Source organism: Herbaspirillum sp. VT-16-41, from assembly GCF_001994935.1.
Taxonomy (GTDB): Bacteria; Pseudomonadota; Gammaproteobacteria; order Burkholderiales; family Burkholderiaceae_D; genus Herbaspirillum; species Herbaspirillum frisingense.
In genome coordinates this window covers 49,458-67,911 of sequence record NZ_MUXB01000279.1, presented here as the reverse complement: position 1 = coordinate 67,911, position 18,454 = coordinate 49,458, and the positions used below count along the sequence as shown (strand labels likewise).

19 protein-coding genes are annotated in these 18,454 nt (G+C 63.6%); 8 read left to right on the top strand and 11 right to left on the bottom strand.

The window, feature by feature from the left end; translation table 11 throughout:
* Positions 1–309: 309 nt before the first annotated feature.
* The 5 genes from BTM36_RS27415 to BTM36_RS27395 all read right to left on the bottom strand — a co-directional run bounded on the left by BTM36_RS27415 (position 310) and on the right by BTM36_RS27395 (position 5,720).
* A complete protein-coding gene (locus tag BTM36_RS27415; protein WP_006463376.1) occupies positions 310–651 on the bottom strand; it encodes a BON domain-containing protein in 342 nt (113 codons plus the stop codon).
* 232 nt (positions 652–883) lie between these two features.
* Positions 884–2,266: a sigma 54-interacting transcriptional regulator gene (locus BTM36_RS27410; RefSeq protein WP_077238631.1), complete on the bottom strand. Its 1,383-nt coding sequence runs from the start codon at positions 2,264–2,266 to the stop codon at positions 884–886.
* Between the two features lie 49 nt (positions 2,267–2,315).
* Positions 2,316–2,816: a hypothetical protein gene (locus BTM36_RS27405; RefSeq protein ID WP_077238630.1), complete on the bottom strand. Its 501-nt coding sequence runs from the start codon at positions 2,814–2,816 to the stop codon at positions 2,316–2,318.
* A complete protein-coding gene (locus tag BTM36_RS27400) occupies positions 2,806–4,284 on the bottom strand; it encodes a HAMP domain-containing sensor histidine kinase (RefSeq protein ID WP_077238629.1) in 1,479 nt (492 codons plus the stop codon). Before BTM36_RS27400 ends, BTM36_RS27405 begins: the two co-directional genes overlap by 11 nt.
* Positions 4,285–4,475: 191 nt before the next feature.
* Positions 4,476–5,720, bottom strand: a complete 1,245-nt coding sequence (locus BTM36_RS27395; RefSeq protein WP_077238628.1) for an ArgE/DapE family deacylase — start codon at positions 5,718–5,720, stop codon at positions 4,476–4,478.
* A 241-nt stretch (positions 5,721–5,961) separates the two neighbouring features.
* Between BTM36_RS27395 and BTM36_RS27390 the strand changes: the two genes are divergently transcribed.
* Both BTM36_RS27390 and BTM36_RS27385 read left to right on the top strand, forming a co-directional pair.
* On the top strand, positions 5,962–7,389 hold the full coding sequence (locus BTM36_RS27390; protein WP_006463381.1) for an MFS transporter: 1,428 nt from the start codon (positions 5,962–5,964) through the stop codon (positions 7,387–7,389).
* A 330-nt stretch (positions 7,390–7,719) separates the two neighbouring features.
* A complete protein-coding gene (locus tag BTM36_RS27385) occupies positions 7,720–8,931 on the top strand; it encodes an HD-GYP domain-containing protein (RefSeq protein WP_077238627.1) in 1,212 nt (403 codons plus the stop codon).
* Positions 8,932–9,005: 74 nt separating this feature from the next.
* Here BTM36_RS27385 and BTM36_RS27380 read toward each other — a convergent pair whose 3' ends face one another.
* Both BTM36_RS27380 and folE read right to left on the bottom strand, forming a co-directional pair.
* Positions 9,006–9,431, bottom strand: coding sequence for a BLUF domain-containing protein (locus tag BTM36_RS27380; RefSeq protein ID WP_006463383.1), 426 nt, complete (start codon positions 9,429–9,431; stop codon positions 9,006–9,008).
* A gap of 2 nt (positions 9,432–9,433) precedes the next feature.
* Positions 9,434–10,183, bottom strand: coding sequence for a GTP cyclohydrolase I (gene folE, locus BTM36_RS27375; RefSeq protein ID WP_077238626.1), 750 nt, complete (start codon positions 10,181–10,183; stop codon positions 9,434–9,436).
* A 289-nt stretch (positions 10,184–10,472) separates the two neighbouring features.
* Between folE and BTM36_RS27370 the strand changes: the two genes are divergently transcribed.
* Positions 10,473–11,138 carry a flagellar basal body L-ring protein FlgH gene (locus BTM36_RS27370; RefSeq protein WP_006463385.1) on the top strand — a complete coding sequence of 222 codons (666 nt, stop codon included), beginning with the start codon at positions 10,473–10,475 and terminating at the stop codon, positions 11,136–11,138.
* Between the two features lie 113 nt (positions 11,139–11,251).
* Here the strand turns inward: BTM36_RS27370 and BTM36_RS27365 are convergent, their stop codons facing one another.
* The gene (locus BTM36_RS27365; protein WP_006463386.1) at positions 11,252–11,827 is read right to left on the bottom strand and encodes a hypothetical protein; all 576 of its coding nucleotides are present in this window, start codon (positions 11,825–11,827) and stop codon (positions 11,252–11,254) included.
* A 255-nt stretch (positions 11,828–12,082) separates the two neighbouring features.
* Between BTM36_RS27365 and BTM36_RS27360 the strand changes: the two genes are divergently transcribed.
* Positions 12,083–12,523, top strand: coding sequence for a hypothetical protein (locus BTM36_RS27360; RefSeq protein ID WP_077238625.1), 441 nt, complete (start codon positions 12,083–12,085; stop codon positions 12,521–12,523).
* 22 nt (positions 12,524–12,545) lie between these two features.
* Here the strand turns inward: BTM36_RS27360 and BTM36_RS27355 are convergent, their stop codons facing one another.
* On the bottom strand, positions 12,546–13,811 hold the full coding sequence (locus tag BTM36_RS27355; protein ID WP_077238624.1) for a D-amino acid dehydrogenase: 1,266 nt from the start codon (positions 13,809–13,811) through the stop codon (positions 12,546–12,548).
* A gap of 71 nt (positions 13,812–13,882) precedes the next feature.
* Complete coding sequence (locus tag BTM36_RS27350) at positions 13,883–14,665, bottom strand: SDR family NAD(P)-dependent oxidoreductase (RefSeq protein ID WP_077238623.1); 783 nt, start codon at positions 14,663–14,665, stop codon at positions 13,883–13,885.
* Positions 14,666–15,042: 377 nt separating this feature from the next.
* Here BTM36_RS27350 and BTM36_RS27345 point away from each other — a divergent pair, with 377 nt between their 5' ends.
* From BTM36_RS27345 to BTM36_RS27330, 4 genes are all read left to right on the top strand, one after another.
* Complete coding sequence (locus tag BTM36_RS27345) at positions 15,043–15,708, top strand: amino acid ABC transporter permease (RefSeq protein WP_077238622.1); 666 nt, start codon at positions 15,043–15,045, stop codon at positions 15,706–15,708.
* A gap of 10 nt (positions 15,709–15,718) precedes the next feature.
* A complete protein-coding gene (locus BTM36_RS27340; protein WP_006463392.1) occupies positions 15,719–16,501 on the top strand; it encodes an amino acid ABC transporter ATP-binding protein in 783 nt (260 codons plus the stop codon).
* 218 nt (positions 16,502–16,719) lie between these two features.
* Positions 16,720–17,016: a hypothetical protein gene (locus tag BTM36_RS27335; protein WP_077238621.1), complete on the top strand. Its 297-nt coding sequence runs from the start codon at positions 16,720–16,722 to the stop codon at positions 17,014–17,016.
* Entirely contained in the window at positions 17,016–17,207 is a 192-nt protein-coding gene (locus BTM36_RS27330; protein WP_006463394.1) for a hypothetical protein, read from the top strand. The genes BTM36_RS27335 and BTM36_RS27330 overlap by 1 nt, the downstream gene beginning before the upstream one ends.
* A gap of 142 nt (positions 17,208–17,349) precedes the next feature.
* Here the strand turns inward: BTM36_RS27330 and BTM36_RS27325 are convergent, their stop codons facing one another.
* Positions 17,350–18,195, bottom strand: coding sequence for a transporter substrate-binding domain-containing protein (locus BTM36_RS27325; protein WP_077238620.1), 846 nt, complete (start codon positions 18,193–18,195; stop codon positions 17,350–17,352).
* Between the last annotated feature and the right edge of the window lie 259 nt (positions 18,196–18,454).

Sequence of the window (18,454 nt, the reverse complement as noted above, 5' to 3'; positions counted from 1 at the left end):
TCGCCCACCTTCGTCGCTCTGTTTTTCAACTTCGCTTCGTGTGTCGCGTCAGCAGGGGGCGAACTATAGCAACGCCCCTCACACCGCGCAAGCACTTTTTGAAAAATATTCGAAAATAATTTAGCCAATCCAGAAAGCCGACCGGGACAATCGCCCGCAAACCCAAGCCCATCATGGATTACAGGACCTTCGCGGCGCGAATTGATGAATCCAAAAGAGAGCGGGCCATCCCTGACGGGACGGCCCGCTCTCTTCTTGATTGGGACTCGGCAAAGGCGCTCGTCTCAATTGCGCCCCTACCTGGCGCGCTTATCCGGCCTTCACGATGAGGTCGCTCTTGACGTCGCGTACGCCTTCAATGCCGGCTGCCAACTGCAAGGCATGTTGCCCCAGCTCGGCACTGGGCACCGCCCCCTTGAGGGTGACAACGCCATCCTTGGTAGTGACGCTGATCTTCATGGCTGAAATCTGCTTGTCCTCGACCAATGCTGCCTTGACCTTGGCGGTAACAACTGAGTCATCTATATATGTCCCGGCCTTCTGAACGCTGGGCGCGGCGGCCCGCGAGGTATCCGCAGCATGGACAGCAGGCGCGGCGGTCATCACCAGCAGGCTGGCGGCCAGCAGATGGGAAGCGAAGGTCTTTTTCATGGCGTTCTCCTTGTAGTCAATTCACTCATTCCGACTCTGCTCTGAAAGTCTCTATATAGAGCAGCACTTGCAGCCCTAGTCGCAAAGGCCATGCCAGCAGAAGATCTTCCTTTTAAATCAATCACTTAGCAATTCAAGTGGGTGGAAACAGGCTCAAACCATGCAGCAAACCCCTCGTTTCCGTCGGCTTGCCACGACGTACCACCGGCCTCTTCCACGTAAGCCCTTGTTTTCAAAGGATTCCATCCTGTCGCTCTATGGCGACGGGCTCCTCCCCGCCGCGGAAGCGCCGCGGATCAAGTCCGTTCTTCTGCAGCAAGCGATAGAACTCGGTGCGATTGCGATCAGCCAGCCTGGCCGCATCCGAGACATTGCCATCGGTCAGCTTCAGCAGGCGGACGAGATAATCACGCTCGAATTTCTGCTTGGCCTCGGCATAGCGCAGCAGGTCCAGGGTCGGTACCCTCAATGCCCGCTGCACCAGCGTGGCGGGGATCAAGGGTGCTGTCGACAACGCGCACACCTGTTCCACCACGTTGTAGAGCTGCCGCACATTACCGGGCCAATGCGCCAGGCTCAACACCTCCAGCGCATCCGGCGCAAACCCGGTCAGGCGCTTGGGATACTTGGCAGCGATGCTCTTGAGGAAATGATTGGCCAGCAGGGCGATATCCTCGCGCCGCTCTTCCAGGGCGGGCAACTGCAAGGTCACCACGTTGAGCCGGTAATACAGGTCTTCGCGGAACTGACCTTCGGTCATGGCCGCCTCCAGGTCGCGATGGGTGGCGGAAATCACCCGTACGTCCACCTCTCCGGACTGGTTGGCGCCCACCTGGCGCACGGTCTTCTCCTGCAGCACGCGCAGCAGCTTGACCTGCAATGCCATGGGCATGTCGCCGATCTCGTCCAGGAACAGGGTGCCGCCGTCGGCCGCCTGGAACAGCCCTTCCCGATGTTCAACCGCTCCGGTGAAGGCGCCCTTGACGTGGCCGAACAGTTCAGACTCCAGCAGTTGCTCGGGAATGGCGCCGCAATTGACGGCGATGAACGGCTTGTCGGCCCGCGGGCTGGCCCGGTGGATGGCACGGGCCAGCAGCTCCTTGCCGGTGCCGCTGTCGCCACGGATCAGGATGCTGGCATCGGATGCTGCCACCAGGCGCGCCTCGGCCAGCAACTCGTCGACCCGCTGACTGCGGCTGATGATATCGACGCGCCAGGCCTCGTCCGGCGCTTCCTGGGCCGGTGCGGACAGACTCAGCGCCTGGGCCACCTTGTCCAGCAACACATGACCATCGAATGGCTTGGTGAGATAGGCGAAAGCACCCTTGGTCGTCGCATCGACCGCATCGGGGATGGTGCCGTGCGCGGTCAGCAGGATCACCGGCAGGGCCGGATAGCGGCTGCGGATCTCCGCAAACAGCGCCAAACCGTCCATCCCCGGCAGCCGCACATCGGTGATCACCAGTGCCGGCAATGCAATGGCCAGCTGCGCCAGGGCAGCCTCGGCGCTTTCCACAGCCAGGATGCGGTAACCGCTGGCGTTGAGGCGCAGGGTCAACAGGCGCAGCAAGTCGGGATCATCATCGACCAGCATCAGGGGGGCAGTTTTTCCCATCGGGACTCCAGTTCCAGTAAAAATGGAACGGGCCCCGACGACGCTGGCCTTACTTGCCGCCGGCCGGCAGGGTCCGTTCGATGTTCTTCAGCGCTTCCAGCTTGTCATTGAGCTGGTCTACCTTGCGCTGCGCTTCCTTGAGTTGCACCGAAGACTTCTCGGCGTTGTCGGCCACCCGGCGCAGATCGGCATAATGACCTGCCAGCAACTGCGCCAACGGCTTGAGCTTCTCCGCTTCGACGCTGCGATCGGCCATGACGTTCCATAGCTGGGCTTCGGCCTTGGCCAGATCGATGGGGTCCCGGGTGAGCGAAAGCGCCATCGCACGGCGAACCGTCGTGGCAGGGCCGGCCGGATAGGCGTTCAAACGCTGCACTTCGCGCCCCAGTTCGGCCGGCGACATCTTGCGCAACTGGGCGTTATAGGCCAGCAGTTCGTCGATGTTGCTGCTGGACTGGATGAGCTGGACGGTCGAGGTGGGTGCTTGCGGCTGCGCCGTACACGCCGCCAGCACCACGCAGGAAGCCAGGATCAGGATCTTATTTTTCATCAGGCAACTCGATTCGGAAATGCGCCCCGCCCTCACGCGGGACCAGATAGACCTTGCCACTATGGGCTTGCACATACTCGCGCACCACCGACAGGCCGATACCGTTGCCACGGCGCGCGCCCGGAGGCTGGTGCAGGCCCTGATAGAACGGCTCGAAGATGCGGGCCGCGTCCGTCGGCGCCACCCCCGGCCCCTGATCGATGCACTCGACCCGCACCAGGCCCGGCGCCTCGGTCAGCATGAAACGGATGAACCCGCCCTCGGGGCTGAAGCGTACGGCGTTGGAAAGCAGATTGGCCAGCACGATGGCCATCTTCTCGGGGTCCACCACCACGGTACGTGCCGCCCCTTCGATTTCCACCTTCAGCTGGCGCGCCAGCCATTGCAGCCGCTGGTCATCGATCACCTTGTGCAGCAAGGCACGCAGGTCGACCGGCACCGGATGGATGCGCTGGGCATCGAAGGACACCTCGTTATAGCGCAGCAGGTCCTCGATCTGGGTCTGCAGCGACTGCGTATTCTGACGCAGGATGCGGGCAATCTCGCGCTGGTTCTCGCTCAACTGGCCGGCCACGCCGTCATCGAGCAGCGCCGCACCCTCGCACAAGGCCGACAGGGGCGTCTTCAGTTCATGCGAAACATGGCGCAGGAAGCGCGACTTCTCGGCCTCCAGATCGGCCAGGCGCTGGCGCAGCCAGTCCAGTTGCTGACCCAGACGACGGATGTCGGCCGGGCCGCGCACGTCGATAGGCTGATCGAAGCGATTGTCGCCCAGGCGCCCGATGGCCTGCTCCAGCCGTGCCATCGGCCGCGACAGCCACAGGCCGAAGCAGAACGCCAGCAACACCGCCAGCACGATGGCGCCCACCACCTGGGCCGTAAGCAGCTGGCGCTGCTGTTCCAGGGCCGCGGACAGGGCATTGTTGCGGCGATCGACCTCGCGCCGGCTTTCCAGCGCGATGCGCTCGTTCAGTGCCGGCAGGCGGGCGAAGTCCTGGAACAGCTTGGCCTGCTCGCCCTTGTCCTTGCGCGAATCGGCTTCCAGCACGGCCGCCGCTTCATCGACATACAGGCCCCATTGACTGAACATTTCCCGCGGTGCCATCGGCAACGCGTCGGACAGCTCATCCACCGCCTGCCGGGCCTGGTCGCGCGCTTCGTTGAAACGGTCGTGGAAAGCGGTGTCGTCCAGCACCAGGTACTGGCGCGCACTGCGCTCCATGGCCACGGTGCGCTCGGCCAGGCGCTGTGCCGCCTCGGTCAGTTGCACCGCCTGCCGGGCCGTGTCCCGGCTGTTGGCCGACATGCGGTCCAGCGTGAACAGGGCGTGGATGGAGGTACCGCTGAGCAGGGCCGCAATCAGCAGGAACGCCGCCAGCAGCAATTGCCGGAACGACAAGCCGAGATAGCCGGGCTTGCGCGTGGCTGCCGATGGGGGCGGATGGGTGTGCTCGATGGCGTTCAACATGCGATTGATCTCGGTCCCTCAAGACTTGCTTCGTTACCCGGGCAAGCAGGAAGCCTCCCGGCCCGGGAGATGTCGACAGGAAACGTCAGCCATCAGCGCGCGGGCACACATTGTAATCATTTGTCGATCCGGCGGCGATCCGGCCAACTTCCCGGCGGGCAACTTCAAGTCGCGCCCGCCGGGCGTCGCACTCAGTCCTGCGGCCCGAGGAAGTCCAACAGCATCAGCGCCACCACCTTGGTGGCCTTGCGCAGGTCGTCCAGGGCCAGGTTCTCGTCGGCCTGCTTGGCGTTGGATTCCATCAGCGTGCGCGGACCCGCGCCGAACAGCACCACCGGGATGCCATGCTCGCCGTACAGGCGGGCGTCCGTATAGAGCGCCGAGCCGTTGGTGGTGAGCGTTTCGCCCATGACCGTCTCGGCATTGCGCAGCAGGCTCTGCACCAGCTTCTCGTGACCCGGCAGCGGGCGCAGTGCGCGCGCCAGCAGCAGGCGGCGGATTTCCACGCGGATGCCCGGCAGCCCCGCCACCGCATCCTCGATCAGCTTGCGTACGCCGGCCTCGACCTGCGCCGGGTCTTCCTCGGGGATCATGCGACGATCCATCTTCAGCACCACCTTGCCCGGCACCACATTGGTATTGGTGCCACCATCGATGCGGCCGACGATCATGGTCGGATGGCTGATGCCGGGGATGGAGGAACGGATGTCCTTCAGGCCGGGCAAGGCGCCATAGATGGCATTGAGGACGGCATTGGCGGCCTGCAGCGCATCGTGGCCGGTCTCCGGCATGGAGCCGTGGGTGGCGCGCCCATGCACGGTCACCTCGAACTGCAGGCAGGCATTGTGGGCGGTCACCACGTTGTAGCTGAAGCCGGCCGCCAGCACGTAATCCGGCTGGGTCAGCTTCTGCTCCAGCAGCCAGCCGGGGCCGAGCAGGCCACCGAACTCCTCGTCGTAGGTGAAATGCAGCTCCACCGCACCGCGCAGCGAAGCGCCCAGCGCCTCCAGCGCGCGGGTAGCGAAGATATAGCTGGCGAAGTCACTCTTGGAGACCGCCGCCGCCCGGCCATAGATGCGGCCATCGGCCACTTCACCGCCGTAGGGGTCATGCGACCAGCCCTCGCCCGGCGGCACCACGTCGCCATGCGCATTCAGGGCCAGCGTCGGGCCGCCCTCGGCATAGGGGCGGCGCACGATCAGGTTGGTGATGCTCTGCATGCCATAGTCACGCACCTGCTCTTGCGGCACCGGAAACTTCTCGGCATTCCAGCCCCAAGCCTGCACCAGCTCGGCCACCACATCGGCGTGCGGGGCATTGTTGCCGGGGGGCGTATCGGTGGGGATGCGGATCAACTGCTGCAGCACGCCGACCTCCTCGTCGAAATGCTGATCGATCCACGCGCACAGGCGCTCCGACAACTGCTGTTTGGACATGCTGATGACTCCGTGATCAAAACGCGCCAGCCACGCCAGCGCAAACCGCCATCATAGCGCAGCCGCCCCGCTCGTGACCGCTGCCAGCGCGCTTGCACGTTCCCCGCTATCATTGTGCGGCGCCGCCCAGCCGGGCTGCACCTGTCTTCATTGCAGGATTCCAAGAGCAAACAAGCGGCGGCAGAGCTCCGGCATCCGGTGCCACGCCAGCACGCACACCTTCGCCAGATACCCAAGACCCATGTCCACGCTGCCCTCCTCCCCCGGCGCCACTGATCCCAAACACCACATCGTCATCGCAGGGGAAGGCTTGCCGCCCGACCAGCGCGGCCGCGCCATCCTGGCGCTGGGCATCGCCGTCGGCCTGGCCACGCTCGACACCGCCATCGCCAACACCGCCCTGCCAGCCATGGCGCTGGACCTCAACACCACCCCGGCCGCCTCGGTCTGGATCGTGACCGCCTACCAGCTGGCGATGATGGTGTCGCTGCTGCCCCTGGCGGCGCTGGGCGAGATCGTCGGCTATCGCCGTATCTACGTCTGGGGACTGGTGCTGTTTACCGCGGCCTCACTGTTGTGTGCAGTGGCGTGGTCGCTGCCTACGCTGGTGATGGCGCGCTTCCTCCAGGGACTGGGCGGGGCCGGCATCATGAGTGTCAACACCGCGCTGATCCGCTTCATCTATCCGACCCGCTCGCTGGGCCGCGGCGTGGGACTGAACACGCTCATCGTCGCCATCGCCTTCACGGTCGGCCCCTCGGTGGCCTCGGGCATCCTCGCCATCGCACCATGGCCCTGGCTGTTCGCCGTCAACGTGCCGCTGGGTGTGCTGGCGGTGGTACTGGCCCTGCCCTCGCTGCCGCATACCACGCTGTCCACCCATACCTTCGACCTGCGCAGCGCAGTGCTCAACGCCGCCGCCTTCGGCCTGCTGATCCTGGCCATCGGCGAAGGCGCGCACCAGGCCCAGGCCAGCGTGGTCGGACTGGAACTGGCGGCCGCCATTGTCTGCGGCCTGTTCCTGCTCAAGCGCGAACTGTCGCATCCGGCGCCGATGCTGCCGGTGGACCTGTTCCGCCATGCGATGTTTTCACTCTCGACGGTCACTGCCATCTGCTCCTTCGCCGCGCAAGGCCTGGCCTTCGTCTCGCTCCCCTTCTTCTTCCATCATGACCTGGGACGCAGCCAGGTCGAGATCGGCCTGTTGATGACGCCCTGGCCGGTGGCCGTGGCCATCATGGCCCCCATCGCGGGACGCCTGTCGGACCGCTATCCGGTCGGCATCCTCGGTGGCGTCGGTCTGGCGCTACTGTGCGCCGGGCTCTTGTCGATGACCTTCATGCCGGCCGCACCCACCGTCTGGGAAATCAGCTGGCGCATGCTTCTGTGCGGCATGGGCTTTGGCTTCTTCCAGTCACCCAACCTGAAAGCGCTGATGACCAGTGCGCCCCCCCATCGCAGTGGCGGCGCATCCGGCATCGTGGCCACAGCCCGCCTGCTCGGTCAAAGCGTGGGCGCAGCGCTGGTCGCGCTATGCTTCAATCTTTCCGAAACGCAAGGCTCGCGCCTGGCATTGGGCTTCGGCGCCGCCTTTGCAGGGGTCGCGTGCATTGCCAGCTTCCTGCGTCTGCTGACCAAGAATCCCTACGCACCACCGTTGAAAAAATAAGTTTTTCTCACCATTCCTCACGGCCGCGGCCTGCCGGATTCTCAGGCGGCGGCTATCTTTCCTCAGCATTTTGTCAGCTTCGGCGGGCGCTGCATTCTCACTCTTTTCCACACACCAACATTGGCGAGCGCAAACGGAAATTTCGACCGTTAATCCCCGCTTAATCGACCTCAAGCAAAACGCATTCTGTTACGATAATTTCAGCTAGCTTAGCCATGCAAGCGAGTTCTGCCACGTGGGAGACACTACCAATAATAGGCGTCATTTCATCAGGTAAATCGAACCGCTTTCAAAGCGGGAAACAGTGACAGGCACAGACCTGAATTCGATATGTTGAAATCCATCGCCTTAGAACAATTGCGTTTGGGCATGTATGTCCACTCCATCCCCGGGGGATGGATCAGTCATCCTTTCTGGCGCAAATCCTTCAAGATCGAGAGCCTGGAAGACCTGCAGACGCTGCGCGACTGTCCGATCGACGAGGTCACCATCGATACCGCCAAGGGCCGCGACATTGCGCCGGACCACCTGGAAGACGACCCGGAAGATGTTCACGAAGAGCATGCCCCTACCGCAGCGGTCGCCGTGGCCGTGCGCAAGCCGGTCCAGCGCACCGAGTCCGCGGTCGAACGCGAACGTGCGGCACGCATCATTTCCTCTTCCAAGTCCACCGTGCTCAACATGTTTTCCGAAGCGCGCATGGGCAAGGCGGTGGACGTCAAGGATGCCGCCGAGCTGGTCACCGAGATCACCTCCTCGGTCTCCCGCAACGCCGACGCCCTCATCAGTCTGGCCCGCCTGAAGACCACTGACGATTACACCTACATGCATTCGGTGGCCGTCTGCGCCATGATGATTTCCCTGGCCAACCAGCTGGGCATGACGCAGGAGCAGACCAGGCAGGCCGGCATGGCGGGGCTGCTGCATGACGTCGGCAAGATGGCCGTACCGCTGGACATCCTCAACAAGCCGGCCAAGCTGACCGAAGAAGAGTTCGCCTCCATCCGTTCGCACACCGTACAAGGCCACAGCATCCTGCAGCAGATCGAAGGCATCGGCGAGGTCCCTCTGGACGTCTCGCTGCACCATCACGAGAAGATCGATGGCAGCGGCTATCCCTTCAATCTCAAGTCCGACGGTATTTCCATCATGGCCAAGATGGGAGCGGTATGCGACGTCTACGACGCCATCACCTCCAATCGTCCCTACAAGGCGGGCTGGGACCCGGCCCGTTCGATCCGCCACATGGCCAGCAGTGCCGGGCATTTCGACCCGGTGACGATGCAGGCCTTCGTCAAGGCCATCGGCATCTACCCGACCGGCTCCTGCGTCATCCTGCAGTCGGGTCGCCTGGGCGTGGTGGTGGACCAGCGTCCGGACCAGTTGCTCACGCCGCGCGTGAAGGTGTTCTACTCGACCACCAGCCGCATGCCGCTGAAGTCCGACATCGTCGACCTCGCGCACGGCAGCGACAAGATCGTCGCCTACGCCGACCCGGCCAAGTGGGGCATCCGCAGCCTGCCCAGCATCGACCTGCTCTAGGGCCCGCCCAAAAAGAAACGGCGCCAGTTTCGTCCCTGGCGCCGTTGCTATGTCAATGCTGCCGCAAACCCGGTTCAGTCACGTTGCGCAAATGCCGCCGTCGAGGCCAGCTCATTCAACAGTGCCACGGTGGAACAGCAGGACACCTCGTAGGGATTGAGTTCACCGGTGACCGAATACTTCAGCAGCAGGGAACGATTGATCTTGTCCAGCCGGATCTTGCCCATGGTCCAGGAGGAATACTGGCGTTCGTCGATCGACTCATAGGCCAGCAGGATCACGTCCTGATGTCGCGCATCGCCCAGCAGCCGGCCGTACAGTCGGTTGACCTGATCGCGTCCGCCTTCGAGTACCTGCACGAAGATGGTATCGCTATAGCACAGCACCCCGGTGATGCCCTGTTGCGGATTGCGCTGACGCGACGCCGCCAGGATGCCTTCGATGGTCTCGTGGGTGATGGTCTCGCGTGCGCGGCTTGCATAGATCAGACGAACCAGCATGATTAACCTCGTTGACGTTGAGAAATCAGCGCCAGGAATTCACGGCGCAGGTTGGCGTCACGCAGGAAAGAGCCGCGCATGACGCTGTTGATCATCTTCGACTCCACGTCCTTGACGCCGCGCCAGTGCATGCAGAAGTGGTCGGCTTCCATGACGATGGCCAGGCCGTCAGGCTGCAGCTTTTGCATCAGCAGGTCGGCCGCCTGCGAGACCGCCTCTTCCTGGATCTGCGGACGGCTCATCACCCACTCCAGCAGGCGGGCATACTTGGACAGGCCGATCAGGTTGGAATGCTCATTGGGCATCACCCCCACCCACACCTTGCCCATGATCGGGCACAGGTGGTGCGAGCAGGCGCTGCGCACCGTGATGGGGCCGACGATCATCAGCTCGTTGAGACGCTCGATGTTGGGGAACTCGGTCACCGGCGGCGCCACCTGGTAGCGGCCCTTGAAGACTTCGTTGAGGTACATCTTGGCCACGCGCTTGGCGGTGTCCTGGGTGTTGTGGTCGCTCTCGACATCAATCACCAGGCTCTCCAGGACAGCGGCCAGCTTGGATTGCACCTCCGCCTGCAACTGCTCCAGTTCACCTTCCTTGATGAAGGCGGCGATATTGTCGTTGGCGTGGAAACGCACGCCAGCCGCCTTGATGCGCTGGCGAATACGGGCCGAGACCAACTGATCATGCATCGTCGGTGCGGCTGCGGCTGCCTCGGCGCTCATCGCGGCCTGGTTTTTTTCTGTTGCCATGATGGTATGCGATCACGCACGACGGGATCGCAGAGTTGGGAGTGGCGCCATTATGCACGGAAATGCGCGAGCGCATTGCCGCCCAACCTGCGTCAAGCCCGAGTCAATCCACCGGCCCGCAAGGTCTGCACTTAACTCTCGTTGAAGATTGTTTGCCGCACTTTACAAGGACCTAACCGCTGCTTACACCGTTACCCACCATCATCCCTGCCAGTGCCGCCACGCCTGCAACGGCGTCGGTGGCCACGCGCGCCGGGCATCCAGCCAGGCCGTCCAACGGGGGATCGTCATGTCATTCCAGTTTCGCCTTGCCGGCGCCTGCGCGCTGGCCGTTTCGCTGTCGGCCTGCAACAGCCCGGCACCGATGGTCAACGGACCTACCAGCGTACGCCCTGCCTATCAGGTGCCCAACGTGGAAAACAATGGCGCCATCTTCCGCGTTTCCAGCGCCCAGCTGTTCGAGGAGCCGACCACCTACAACGTCGGTGACATCATCAAGATCGACATTTCCGAGTCGATCAGCAGCAGCAACAAGGCCGCCACCAACAACAGCCGCGACAGCTCCCTCACGCAGAAGGGACCCGGCTCGGGCGCGCCGCTGGGCGGCCTGTTCACCCAACTCTACGACGCCAACTATTCGGCCTCCGGCAACAACACCTTCAAGGGCTCGGGTGACAGCAGCAATACCAACACCATGAGCGGCACGCTGATGGTCTCCATCGTCGAAGTGCTTCCCAACCGCAACCTGGTGGTGGCCGGTGAAAAACGCATCGGCGTCAACGGCAACATCAACACGCTGCGCTTCTCGGGCGTGGTGCGCACACGCGATATCCGGGGCGGCATCGTGGCCTCCTCCAACGTCGCCGATGCCCGGCTGGAACAGGTCGGCGGCGGCTCCATTGCCGACGCCAGCACCGATGGCAACTTCTTCCGCCGCCTACTGACGATCTGGTAAGCACGTTGACAGCGAAGGCAACAAAAGACAAACGGCAAGCCTGGCTTGCCGTTTTTCATTGCGTACTGGATAGCGTTGGATGTACGGGCCAGACGAGCGCCCCGCCCCTTTTCTCAGAAACCGTTGGCGGCACCGCGCATGTTGTCCGGCGAATTGTCCGCCACGATGGGATTGCCCGGGAACAGCGCATCGATCAGGGGCGCCAGCTTGTCACCGGCAGACGCCCACTTGTCCTGGCCGAAGGAGCCAAGCCGGTATTGCGCCGTACCCAGCACGCGACCATCGCGCCGCAGGGTCAGCGCGGCATAGGTGAGATAGGGGGTATAGGCATCGGTGAAGACCTTGGTATCCCATTTGACGTAACCGACGTAACTCAGCGTCACTGGGCAGGCCAGCGCCTGGGTACCGGCATCATAGACCCGGCTTTGCACCCCGTGCTTCTGCAGCTCGCCCTGCAGGCCCGGCACGAAATCGCTCAGGGCCACCGAGCCATTCCACTCGATGCAGACATCGCGGATCGGATCCTTGCTGTAGACGATGGGATTCTGGGTCGTGTTGGGCGTCATCGCCTTGACGCTGGACGCCGCCGAGCCCACCAGGCCCACGGCATCCACCAGGGCATTACCGGAAGTGACGACGCAACCCGCGAGCGATGAAACCAGCAAGGTGGCAGTGATGATGGTGCGCATGATGCTCTCCCCCGAGCGCAATCCGATGTGCCGCATCCCGCATGGCGCGGGTGGCCGGATCACAGGCTGCCCATCATAGCGGCGCACGGCAGGGCGACTGTTCCGTTTTACCTGTATTTACGCTGGCCGCTTGCGCGCTTTACAGCAGGCAGCAAGACGCAAAGCCGCGCCGGCACGAACGGATGCAACATGGCCCACGGTGCTGGCACAATAGCCGGCTGTGGCCACCTGTGCCATGCCCACAAGGAGATTTCCATGTCCGCTTTCATCCCCCGCACCCTGCTGGCCGCGCTGGCCCTGGTCGTGCTGCCGGCCGCGCAGGCCGATACCCTGAAGTCCGAAACCGAGGTGCGCGCCCTGACCGACAAGGTCATGGCCCAGGCCGGTGCCGGCCGTACCGACGACGCCTACGGCATGCTCTCGCCGTATGCGCTGGTCGACATCCGCGCCTTCGAAACTGCCCGCACCAACGCCCGCAGTTCGCGCATGGCCATCGAAGCCCTGGTCGGCAATTCGGTCGGCTATGAATTCATCCGTTCGGAAAAGGTCGGTGAATCCCTCATCAAGCTGACCTACATCGAAAAGACCGAGCGCCAGGCCATCCCCTGGATGTTCATCTTCTACAAGGCGCCGGCCGGCTGGGCGGTCAGTACCTTCAGCAACGGCGCCAACGTCGACGCCCTGTTCGATCGCTGACGGCAGCCCGGCGACGCTCCACTCAGATCACGCGATGCGGCTCCAGGTCGGCGCTCTCGATCTCGCTGGCCACGCCCGATATCTTGTCGGCGATCAGACGCGAGGAACCGCAGGCCGTGGTCCAGCCATTGGAACCATGCCCGGCGTTGAGCCAGAGATTCGGATAACGGGTCGCACCGATCAGCGGCGCACCGTCCGGGGTCATCGGTCGCAGGCCGGCCCAGTATTCCACCTTGGCCAGATCGGCGCCCTGTGGATAAAGATTCTTCAGCGACTTCAGTGCGGTGGCGCAATCGCGCGGCGTGACGCGCGTGTCCCAGCTGCCGATCTCGGCCGTGCCGGCGGCGCGGATATGCTGGCCCATGCGGGTGATGGCCACCTTGTAGTATTCGTCCATGACGCCACTGCGCGGCGCGCTGGCAGGGTCGGCCACCGGCACCGTGATGGCATAGCCCTTGACCGGATAGATGGGCAGGTCCAGGCCCAGCGGCTTCAACATCGGCACCGAGGCACTGGCGCAGGCCACCACGTAGGCATCGGCGCGCAGCGTGGCGTTCCGGGTGCGCACGCCGCTGACCTGACCACCGGCCACCTCGATGGCCTGCACCTCTGTGGACAAGTGGAACTCCACCCCGTGCGCCTGCAGCCAGGCCGCCAGGGCGCGCGCGAACAAGGGGCAGTTGCCGGTCTCGTCCAGGGGCAGCAGCAGCCCCCCCTTCAGTTCGTGACGCGCTGCGTGCAGGCCGGGATCGAAGGCCACGCAGCCATCGGCATCCAGCAATTCGAAAGGCACGCCGGCTTCGGCCAGCACCCGGGTCGACAGGCCTGCATTGTCCAGTCCCTCCTGGGTACGGAACAGCTGCAGGTTGCCGCCGGTGGTCTGTTCGTAGCGGATGTCCAGGCGTTCGCGGATCTGCTTCAACTGGCCATGGCTGTAGCGCGCCAGACGCCCCATGCGGGCCTTGTTGATGGCATAGCGCTCAGGCGTGCATTGCGCCAGGAAGCGCTGCAACCACTTCCACTGGTGCGCATCCAGGCGCGGTGTAAAGCGCAGCGCCGCCTCGATGCCCAGCCAGCTCTGCACCGACCACTTCAGCGACTTGGCCGGCATGCCCGGTGCGGCCCAGGGCGTGGCGTAGGACGGACAGACGTGTCCGGCATTGCCCACGCTGGTCTCGGCCGCCACTTCGGCGCGGCGCTCGACCACGACCACTTCATGGCCGCGCTCGCGGAGGAAATAAGCAGTGGTGACGCCGACGATGCCGGCGCCCAGCACGATGATGCGCATGGTTTGGACTTCTCGAAGAAAGATGAATGACGTAAATCTTATAAATTATTTTGTGGATAGCAGCATGAGCACTACAGCGTCAGGCCACCATCCACATGCCACACCTGACCGGTGACATAGGACGCCGCTGGGCTCAGCAGGAAGCCGATCACGTTGGCAATCTCCTGCGGCTGGCCCAGGCGCTGCATGGGAATGCGCGCCAATGCCGCCTGCCAGGCTGCCGGATCGATGGCCGACTTGGCCGGATCACTCTTCTGAACGTAACCCGGTGCCACCGCGTTGACCGTCACGCCTGCCGGCGCCAGTTGCACCGCCAGTGACTTGACCAGCGCCTCGATGCCGGCCTTGGCCGCCGCCGATGCCGGGAAGCCCGACTCACCCAGCCGATACACATGGGCCACGAAGGAACTCACCGCCACCACCCTGCCCTGTCCACTGGCCATCAACGGCTCGCGGCAGACCGTGACCAGCCGGAAGAAGCCGCTCAACAAGGCATCCAGCGAGCGCGACCAGTCCGCCTCGGAGAGCTCGCCGATGCGCTTGCGATCGGCAAAGCCGGCATTGGCCACCAGCGCATCCAGGCGCCCGTGTTGCACCAGCGCCGTATCACGCAGATGCGCGGCGGTCTGCGGATCGGCCAGGTCGCCCAATGCCAGGGTGCAGCGCGCACCCAGAGCGCGGCAGTGTTGCGCCACCGCCTGCAGCTCGGGTGACTCGCTGCGCGCATGGAGGATCAAGGCCACGCCGGGCGCGGCCACGGTGGTGGCGACCGCCGCGCCAATGCCGCGGGCAGCGCCCGTGATGAGAATGGTACGGACGGTTTCGCCATCGATGGCGGGGGAAGATGCGCTCATGGTCCTGAAGAAAAGAAGGCGCGTTCCCGGATGCCGGGAATTGACGCGAATGCACGTCAGCGCAATCCCGCCATTTTAGCCAAAGCCAGTCGCGGCGTGGGCTTGCGGGCTGTCGATTGCTGTCCTGCGCGATGTGCCGGCCGACCGTTCTCCATTACAATGGCCGGATTTGCAGGATTCACGGCATGCGCCACCGGCCATGCTGGTCCATGTGATGACGCCCCTTCCCATGTCCGACCTTCTACCTGACCCATGCCAGCATGCGCCCCGGGCGCACAGGGCATGGTTCGTGCATGCGATGCGGGCATCCCTCTTCCACGGAGCCGGCCCCCGCCCTTCGCTGGAATCACGCGTTTCGTAACCAAGGAAAAACACAGATGTATCAATGGGACTTCGGCTCGCTCTGGCAATTCAGGAGCATCATCGGCATCGGCTTCGTCTATACGCTGAGCTATACGGTTGCCTGTATTGCCCTTGGCTTGCTGGTGGGCCTGGTGGTCGGTCTGGGTCGGCTGTCCACCAACCCCTTCATCTCCGGTCCGCTGCGGGCCTTCGTCGAAGTGTTCCGCTGCACCCCGGTGCTGGTGCAACTGGTGTGGTTCTACTACGCGCTGCCGGTGCTGCTGGGCATCGAGATGTCGGCCGGCACCGCCGCCATGCTGTCGCTGGCGCTGTACGGCGGCGCCTTCTATTCCGAGATCATCCGCGGCGGCATCGTCTCCATCGACCTGGGCCAGTCCGAAGCCGGCTGGGCACTGGGCATGACGCGCTTCCAGCTGATGAAGCGCGTGATCCTGCCGCAAGCCTTCAAGCGCATGACCCCGCCGCTGGTGAACCAGTCCATCATGCAGTTGAAGAACACCTCGCTGCTGTCGGTGCTGGCCGTGCCGGACCTGCTGTACCAGGGCCAGATCATCGCCCACGAAACCTATCGTCCGCTGGAAATCTACACGCTGGTGGCGATCATCTATTTCATCATCCTGCTGCCGGCCACCATCTGGGCCAAGCGCCTGGAAAATCGCCTGTCGGCGCAGCATGGTTGAGGAGAACAGGATGAACACCCAGGTCAACAACAACGCCAACGCGATGATCCAGATCAGCAATCTCAAGAAGGCCTTCGGCGAGCACGTGGTGCTCAAGGACATCTCCATCCAGATCGGCAAGGGCAGCGTGGTCGCCATGATCGGGCCATCCGGCTCGGGCAAGTCCACCCTGCTGCGCTGCCTGAACCTCCTGACCGTGCCCGACCAGGGCGCGGTGCGCATCGGCGAGCGCCACTTCGAATTCGACGGCCGCAAGTCGCGCCTGCCCAAGGATCGTGAACTGGCCGCGTTCCGCGCCCGCACCGGCATGGTGTTCCAGCATTTCAACCTGTTCCCGCACATGACGGCGCTGGAGAACGTGATGGAAGGCATGGTCACCGTACTGCGCACGCCCAAGGCGCAGGCTCGCACGCAAGCCATGGAACTGCTGCAGAAGGTGGGGCTGGCAGACCGTGCCGACATGTATCCGCAAAAGCTCTCGGGCGGCCAGAAGCAGCGCGTCGCCATCGCCCGCGCCCTGGCCATGCAACCGGACGTGATGCTGTTCGACGAAGCCACCTCGGCACTGGACCCGGAACTGGTGGGCGAGGTGCTCAACGTGATCCGCAGCCTGGCCGCCGATGGCATGACCATGATCCTGGTCACGCACGAAATCGCCTTCGCCCGTGAAGTCGCGGACCAGGTCGTCTTCATGCGCGACGGTGTGGTGGTGGAAGCCGGACCGCCGTCGCAGGTGATCGACAATCCGCAGCAGGCGGCGACCCAGGCCTTCCTGTCACGTTTCAATGCTTGATTTCTGGTTACACTGAATTACGTTCAACGTAACTCATGAGAATGGCGTGTCACCCGTTTTCGGTGGCGCGCCATTTTCATTTCAGGTGCCATCGACAGGCGGAATGGGCGCTGAAAAAAATCGAGTTCTTGTACAGTTTAACCAGTGCCGACTCGACATGGTTATCTGGATCAGGCAGCGTACCGCTTTCCCGCAACCGTCCTTTCAGGAGAAACGCAATGAAAACGTCTGCCAACGAAACCATCGTGGTCAGGGCGACCACCCGTGAAAAGCTGGTCATTTCCGCCAAGGCGCGCAGGCTCGGCCTGGATGTACCGGACCTGATGTGCAAGGGCGCACTGGCCTACGAAGGCGGACAGATGGATGAGGCGCTGGGCGAACTGGCCAGCCAGGCCCGACAGGCTGCCGAGCGGGCTTGTGCCGCCATCGATGAGACGCTGGACTTTGTTGCCGCCAGCAACGCCCGCCTGGCGGCACTGGAGGCGCAACGGCAGGTCAGCGCGGCGAGGTCCTGATGTTCGGTCTCACCGGGCGGCTGTGGACGGCATTGACCGCCATCATCAAACTGGAAGACAAGGTCACGCGACAAAGCGAAGCGATCCGCCAGCAACAGGCCAGGATAGAAAATCTGACCGAGCGCATGATCAGGCTCGAGACCCTGCTGGAAGTGGTGATCCGCTCCAGCGAATTCAAGCGCCTCAATTGACGACAAACGCCCGGCCTTCGACGGGCAGTTCCACCCCTCCCCCGAATCAAGCAAAGTTCTCAACCCGGTCCTGTACAGGCAAAAAAAACCGCACCATCGCTGGTGCGGTCCGAGTGCTGGCGTGCGGGACGCCGGCCCGTACTTACAGCGGAATCTGCGGCGGCACATCTTCCGGCTTCACGCCGGAGAGCTTCTGCAGGTTGCCCAGCACGGTCGGCTTGATCTTGCCGGCAGCACGCTCGGCCACGATCCACTTGTTGATGGTCTCGACCCAGGCCTTGTCCTCTTCCTTGGGGACGCCGATGTTGGTCGAGGTCGCTTCCAGCGGCTGCGGCACGTACATCTTGCCCAGCGCCGGGTTCTTCTTCAGGATGTTCAGCGCCAGCAGCCACACCAGCACCTGCGCATCGACACGACCGGTCTGCAGCGCCAGGGTGGCATCGTCGGCCTTCTCCAGGCGCACGATGGTGGCATTGGGGCAGACACGGCTGATCATCTGGTCGTGCGAAGAACCGATGTCCACGGCGATCTTCACTTCCGGCTTGTTCAGCTCGGCCCAGGTCTTGAATTCCTTCTTGGAGACCACGGTGAAGGCATTCAGGAACAGCGGTTCGGTAAAGCCGATCACCTCGCGGCGTGCCGGCGTCGGATTCATGCCGAAGAACAGGTCGATCTTGTGGGTCTGCAGATCCAGCACCGAGTTGCCCCAGGTGGTTTCGGTGATGTCCAGCTTGACGTTCAGGCTGGCCGCCAGGCTCTTGGCGAAATCGATCATGAAACCGCCCCACTCACCGCTGGCCAGGTCCTTGTTGTAGTAAGGCGCAGCACCACGCACGGCACCGATACGCAGGGTCTTGGTACGCTGCACGCGGGCCAGGGTCGGTTCGGTCGAGCCGGTCGCAGCGGCGGCCTGGGCGAAGACATTCGGAATGGCGCTGGCAGCGGCAAGGCCGGCCACGCTGGTGATGAAACTGCGACGGTTGGTCATTTCTCTGTTCTCCCTGATTTGGCGGATGGCGCGGCCGCCGCGTGGACGGCAGCGTTGCGCAAGTGGTCTGCGCCCGGCCCACGCCGGACGGCGTCGACGATTTTAGCCCAGCCGCAGGCGGCCCGCCCGGGCAATTGCCGGCAGCAGGGACCCGAGTGGGGCTGCCTCCCAGCAGGCAGGAAAAATTTCCCGGCTACCGCACAAACAGTGGCGGACTCACACCGTTGAACGAAATCTGACAGCCTGCGCATGCGTGCAA

Excerpts from the sequence above, each read along its gene's own strand:
- BTM36_RS27405 (WP_077238630.1), bottom strand. The coding sequence starts at position 2,816 with ATGAAAAATAAGATCCTGATCCTGGCTTCCTGCGTGGTGCTGGCGGCG.
- BTM36_RS27415 (WP_006463376.1), bottom strand. The coding sequence starts at position 651 with ATGAAAAAGACCTTCGCTTCCCATCTGCTGGCCGCCAGCCTGCTGGTG.
- BTM36_RS27325 (WP_077238620.1), bottom strand. The coding sequence starts at position 18,195 with ATGACCAACCGTCGCAGTTTCATCACCAGCGTGGCCGGCCTTGCCGCT.
- BTM36_RS27370 (WP_006463385.1), top strand. The coding sequence starts at position 10,473 with ATGTCATTCCAGTTTCGCCTTGCCGGCGCCTGCGCGCTGGCCGTTTCG.
- BTM36_RS27365 (WP_006463386.1), bottom strand. The coding sequence starts at position 11,827 with ATGCGCACCATCATCACTGCCACCTTGCTGGTTTCATCGCTCGCGGGT.
- BTM36_RS27385 (WP_077238627.1), top strand. The coding sequence starts at position 7,720 with ATGTTGAAATCCATCGCCTTAGAACAATTGCGTTTGGGCATGTATGTC.
- BTM36_RS27340 (WP_006463392.1), top strand. The coding sequence starts at position 15,719 with ATGAACACCCAGGTCAACAACAACGCCAACGCGATGATCCAGATCAGC.
- BTM36_RS27355 (WP_077238624.1), bottom strand. The coding sequence starts at position 13,811 with ATGCGCATCATCGTGCTGGGCGCCGGCATCGTCGGCGTCACCACTGCT.
- BTM36_RS27335 (WP_077238621.1), top strand. The coding sequence starts at position 16,720 with ATGAAAACGTCTGCCAACGAAACCATCGTGGTCAGGGCGACCACCCGT.
- BTM36_RS27390 (WP_006463381.1), top strand. The coding sequence starts at position 5,962 with ATGTCCACGCTGCCCTCCTCCCCCGGCGCCACTGATCCCAAACACCAC.
- BTM36_RS27395 (WP_077238628.1), bottom strand. The coding sequence starts at position 5,720 with ATGTCCAAACAGCAGTTGTCGGAGCGCCTGTGCGCGTGGATCGATCAG.
- folE (WP_077238626.1), bottom strand. The coding sequence starts at position 10,183 with ATGGCAACAGAAAAAAACCAGGCCGCGATGAGCGCCGAGGCAGCCGCA.
- BTM36_RS27380 (WP_006463383.1), bottom strand. The coding sequence starts at position 9,431 with ATGCTGGTTCGTCTGATCTATGCAAGCCGCGCACGCGAGACCATCACC.
- BTM36_RS27360 (WP_077238625.1), top strand. The coding sequence starts at position 12,083 with ATGTCCGCTTTCATCCCCCGCACCCTGCTGGCCGCGCTGGCCCTGGTC.
- BTM36_RS27400 (WP_077238629.1), bottom strand. The coding sequence starts at position 4,284 with ATGTTGAACGCCATCGAGCACACCCATCCGCCCCCATCGGCAGCCACG.
- BTM36_RS27410 (WP_077238631.1), bottom strand. The coding sequence starts at position 2,266 with ATGGGAAAAACTGCCCCCCTGATGCTGGTCGATGATGATCCCGACTTG.
- BTM36_RS27350 (WP_077238623.1), bottom strand. The coding sequence starts at position 14,665 with ATGAGCGCATCTTCCCCCGCCATCGATGGCGAAACCGTCCGTACCATT.
- BTM36_RS27345 (WP_077238622.1), top strand. The coding sequence starts at position 15,043 with ATGTATCAATGGGACTTCGGCTCGCTCTGGCAATTCAGGAGCATCATC.
- BTM36_RS27330 (WP_006463394.1), top strand. The coding sequence starts at position 17,016 with ATGTTCGGTCTCACCGGGCGGCTGTGGACGGCATTGACCGCCATCATC.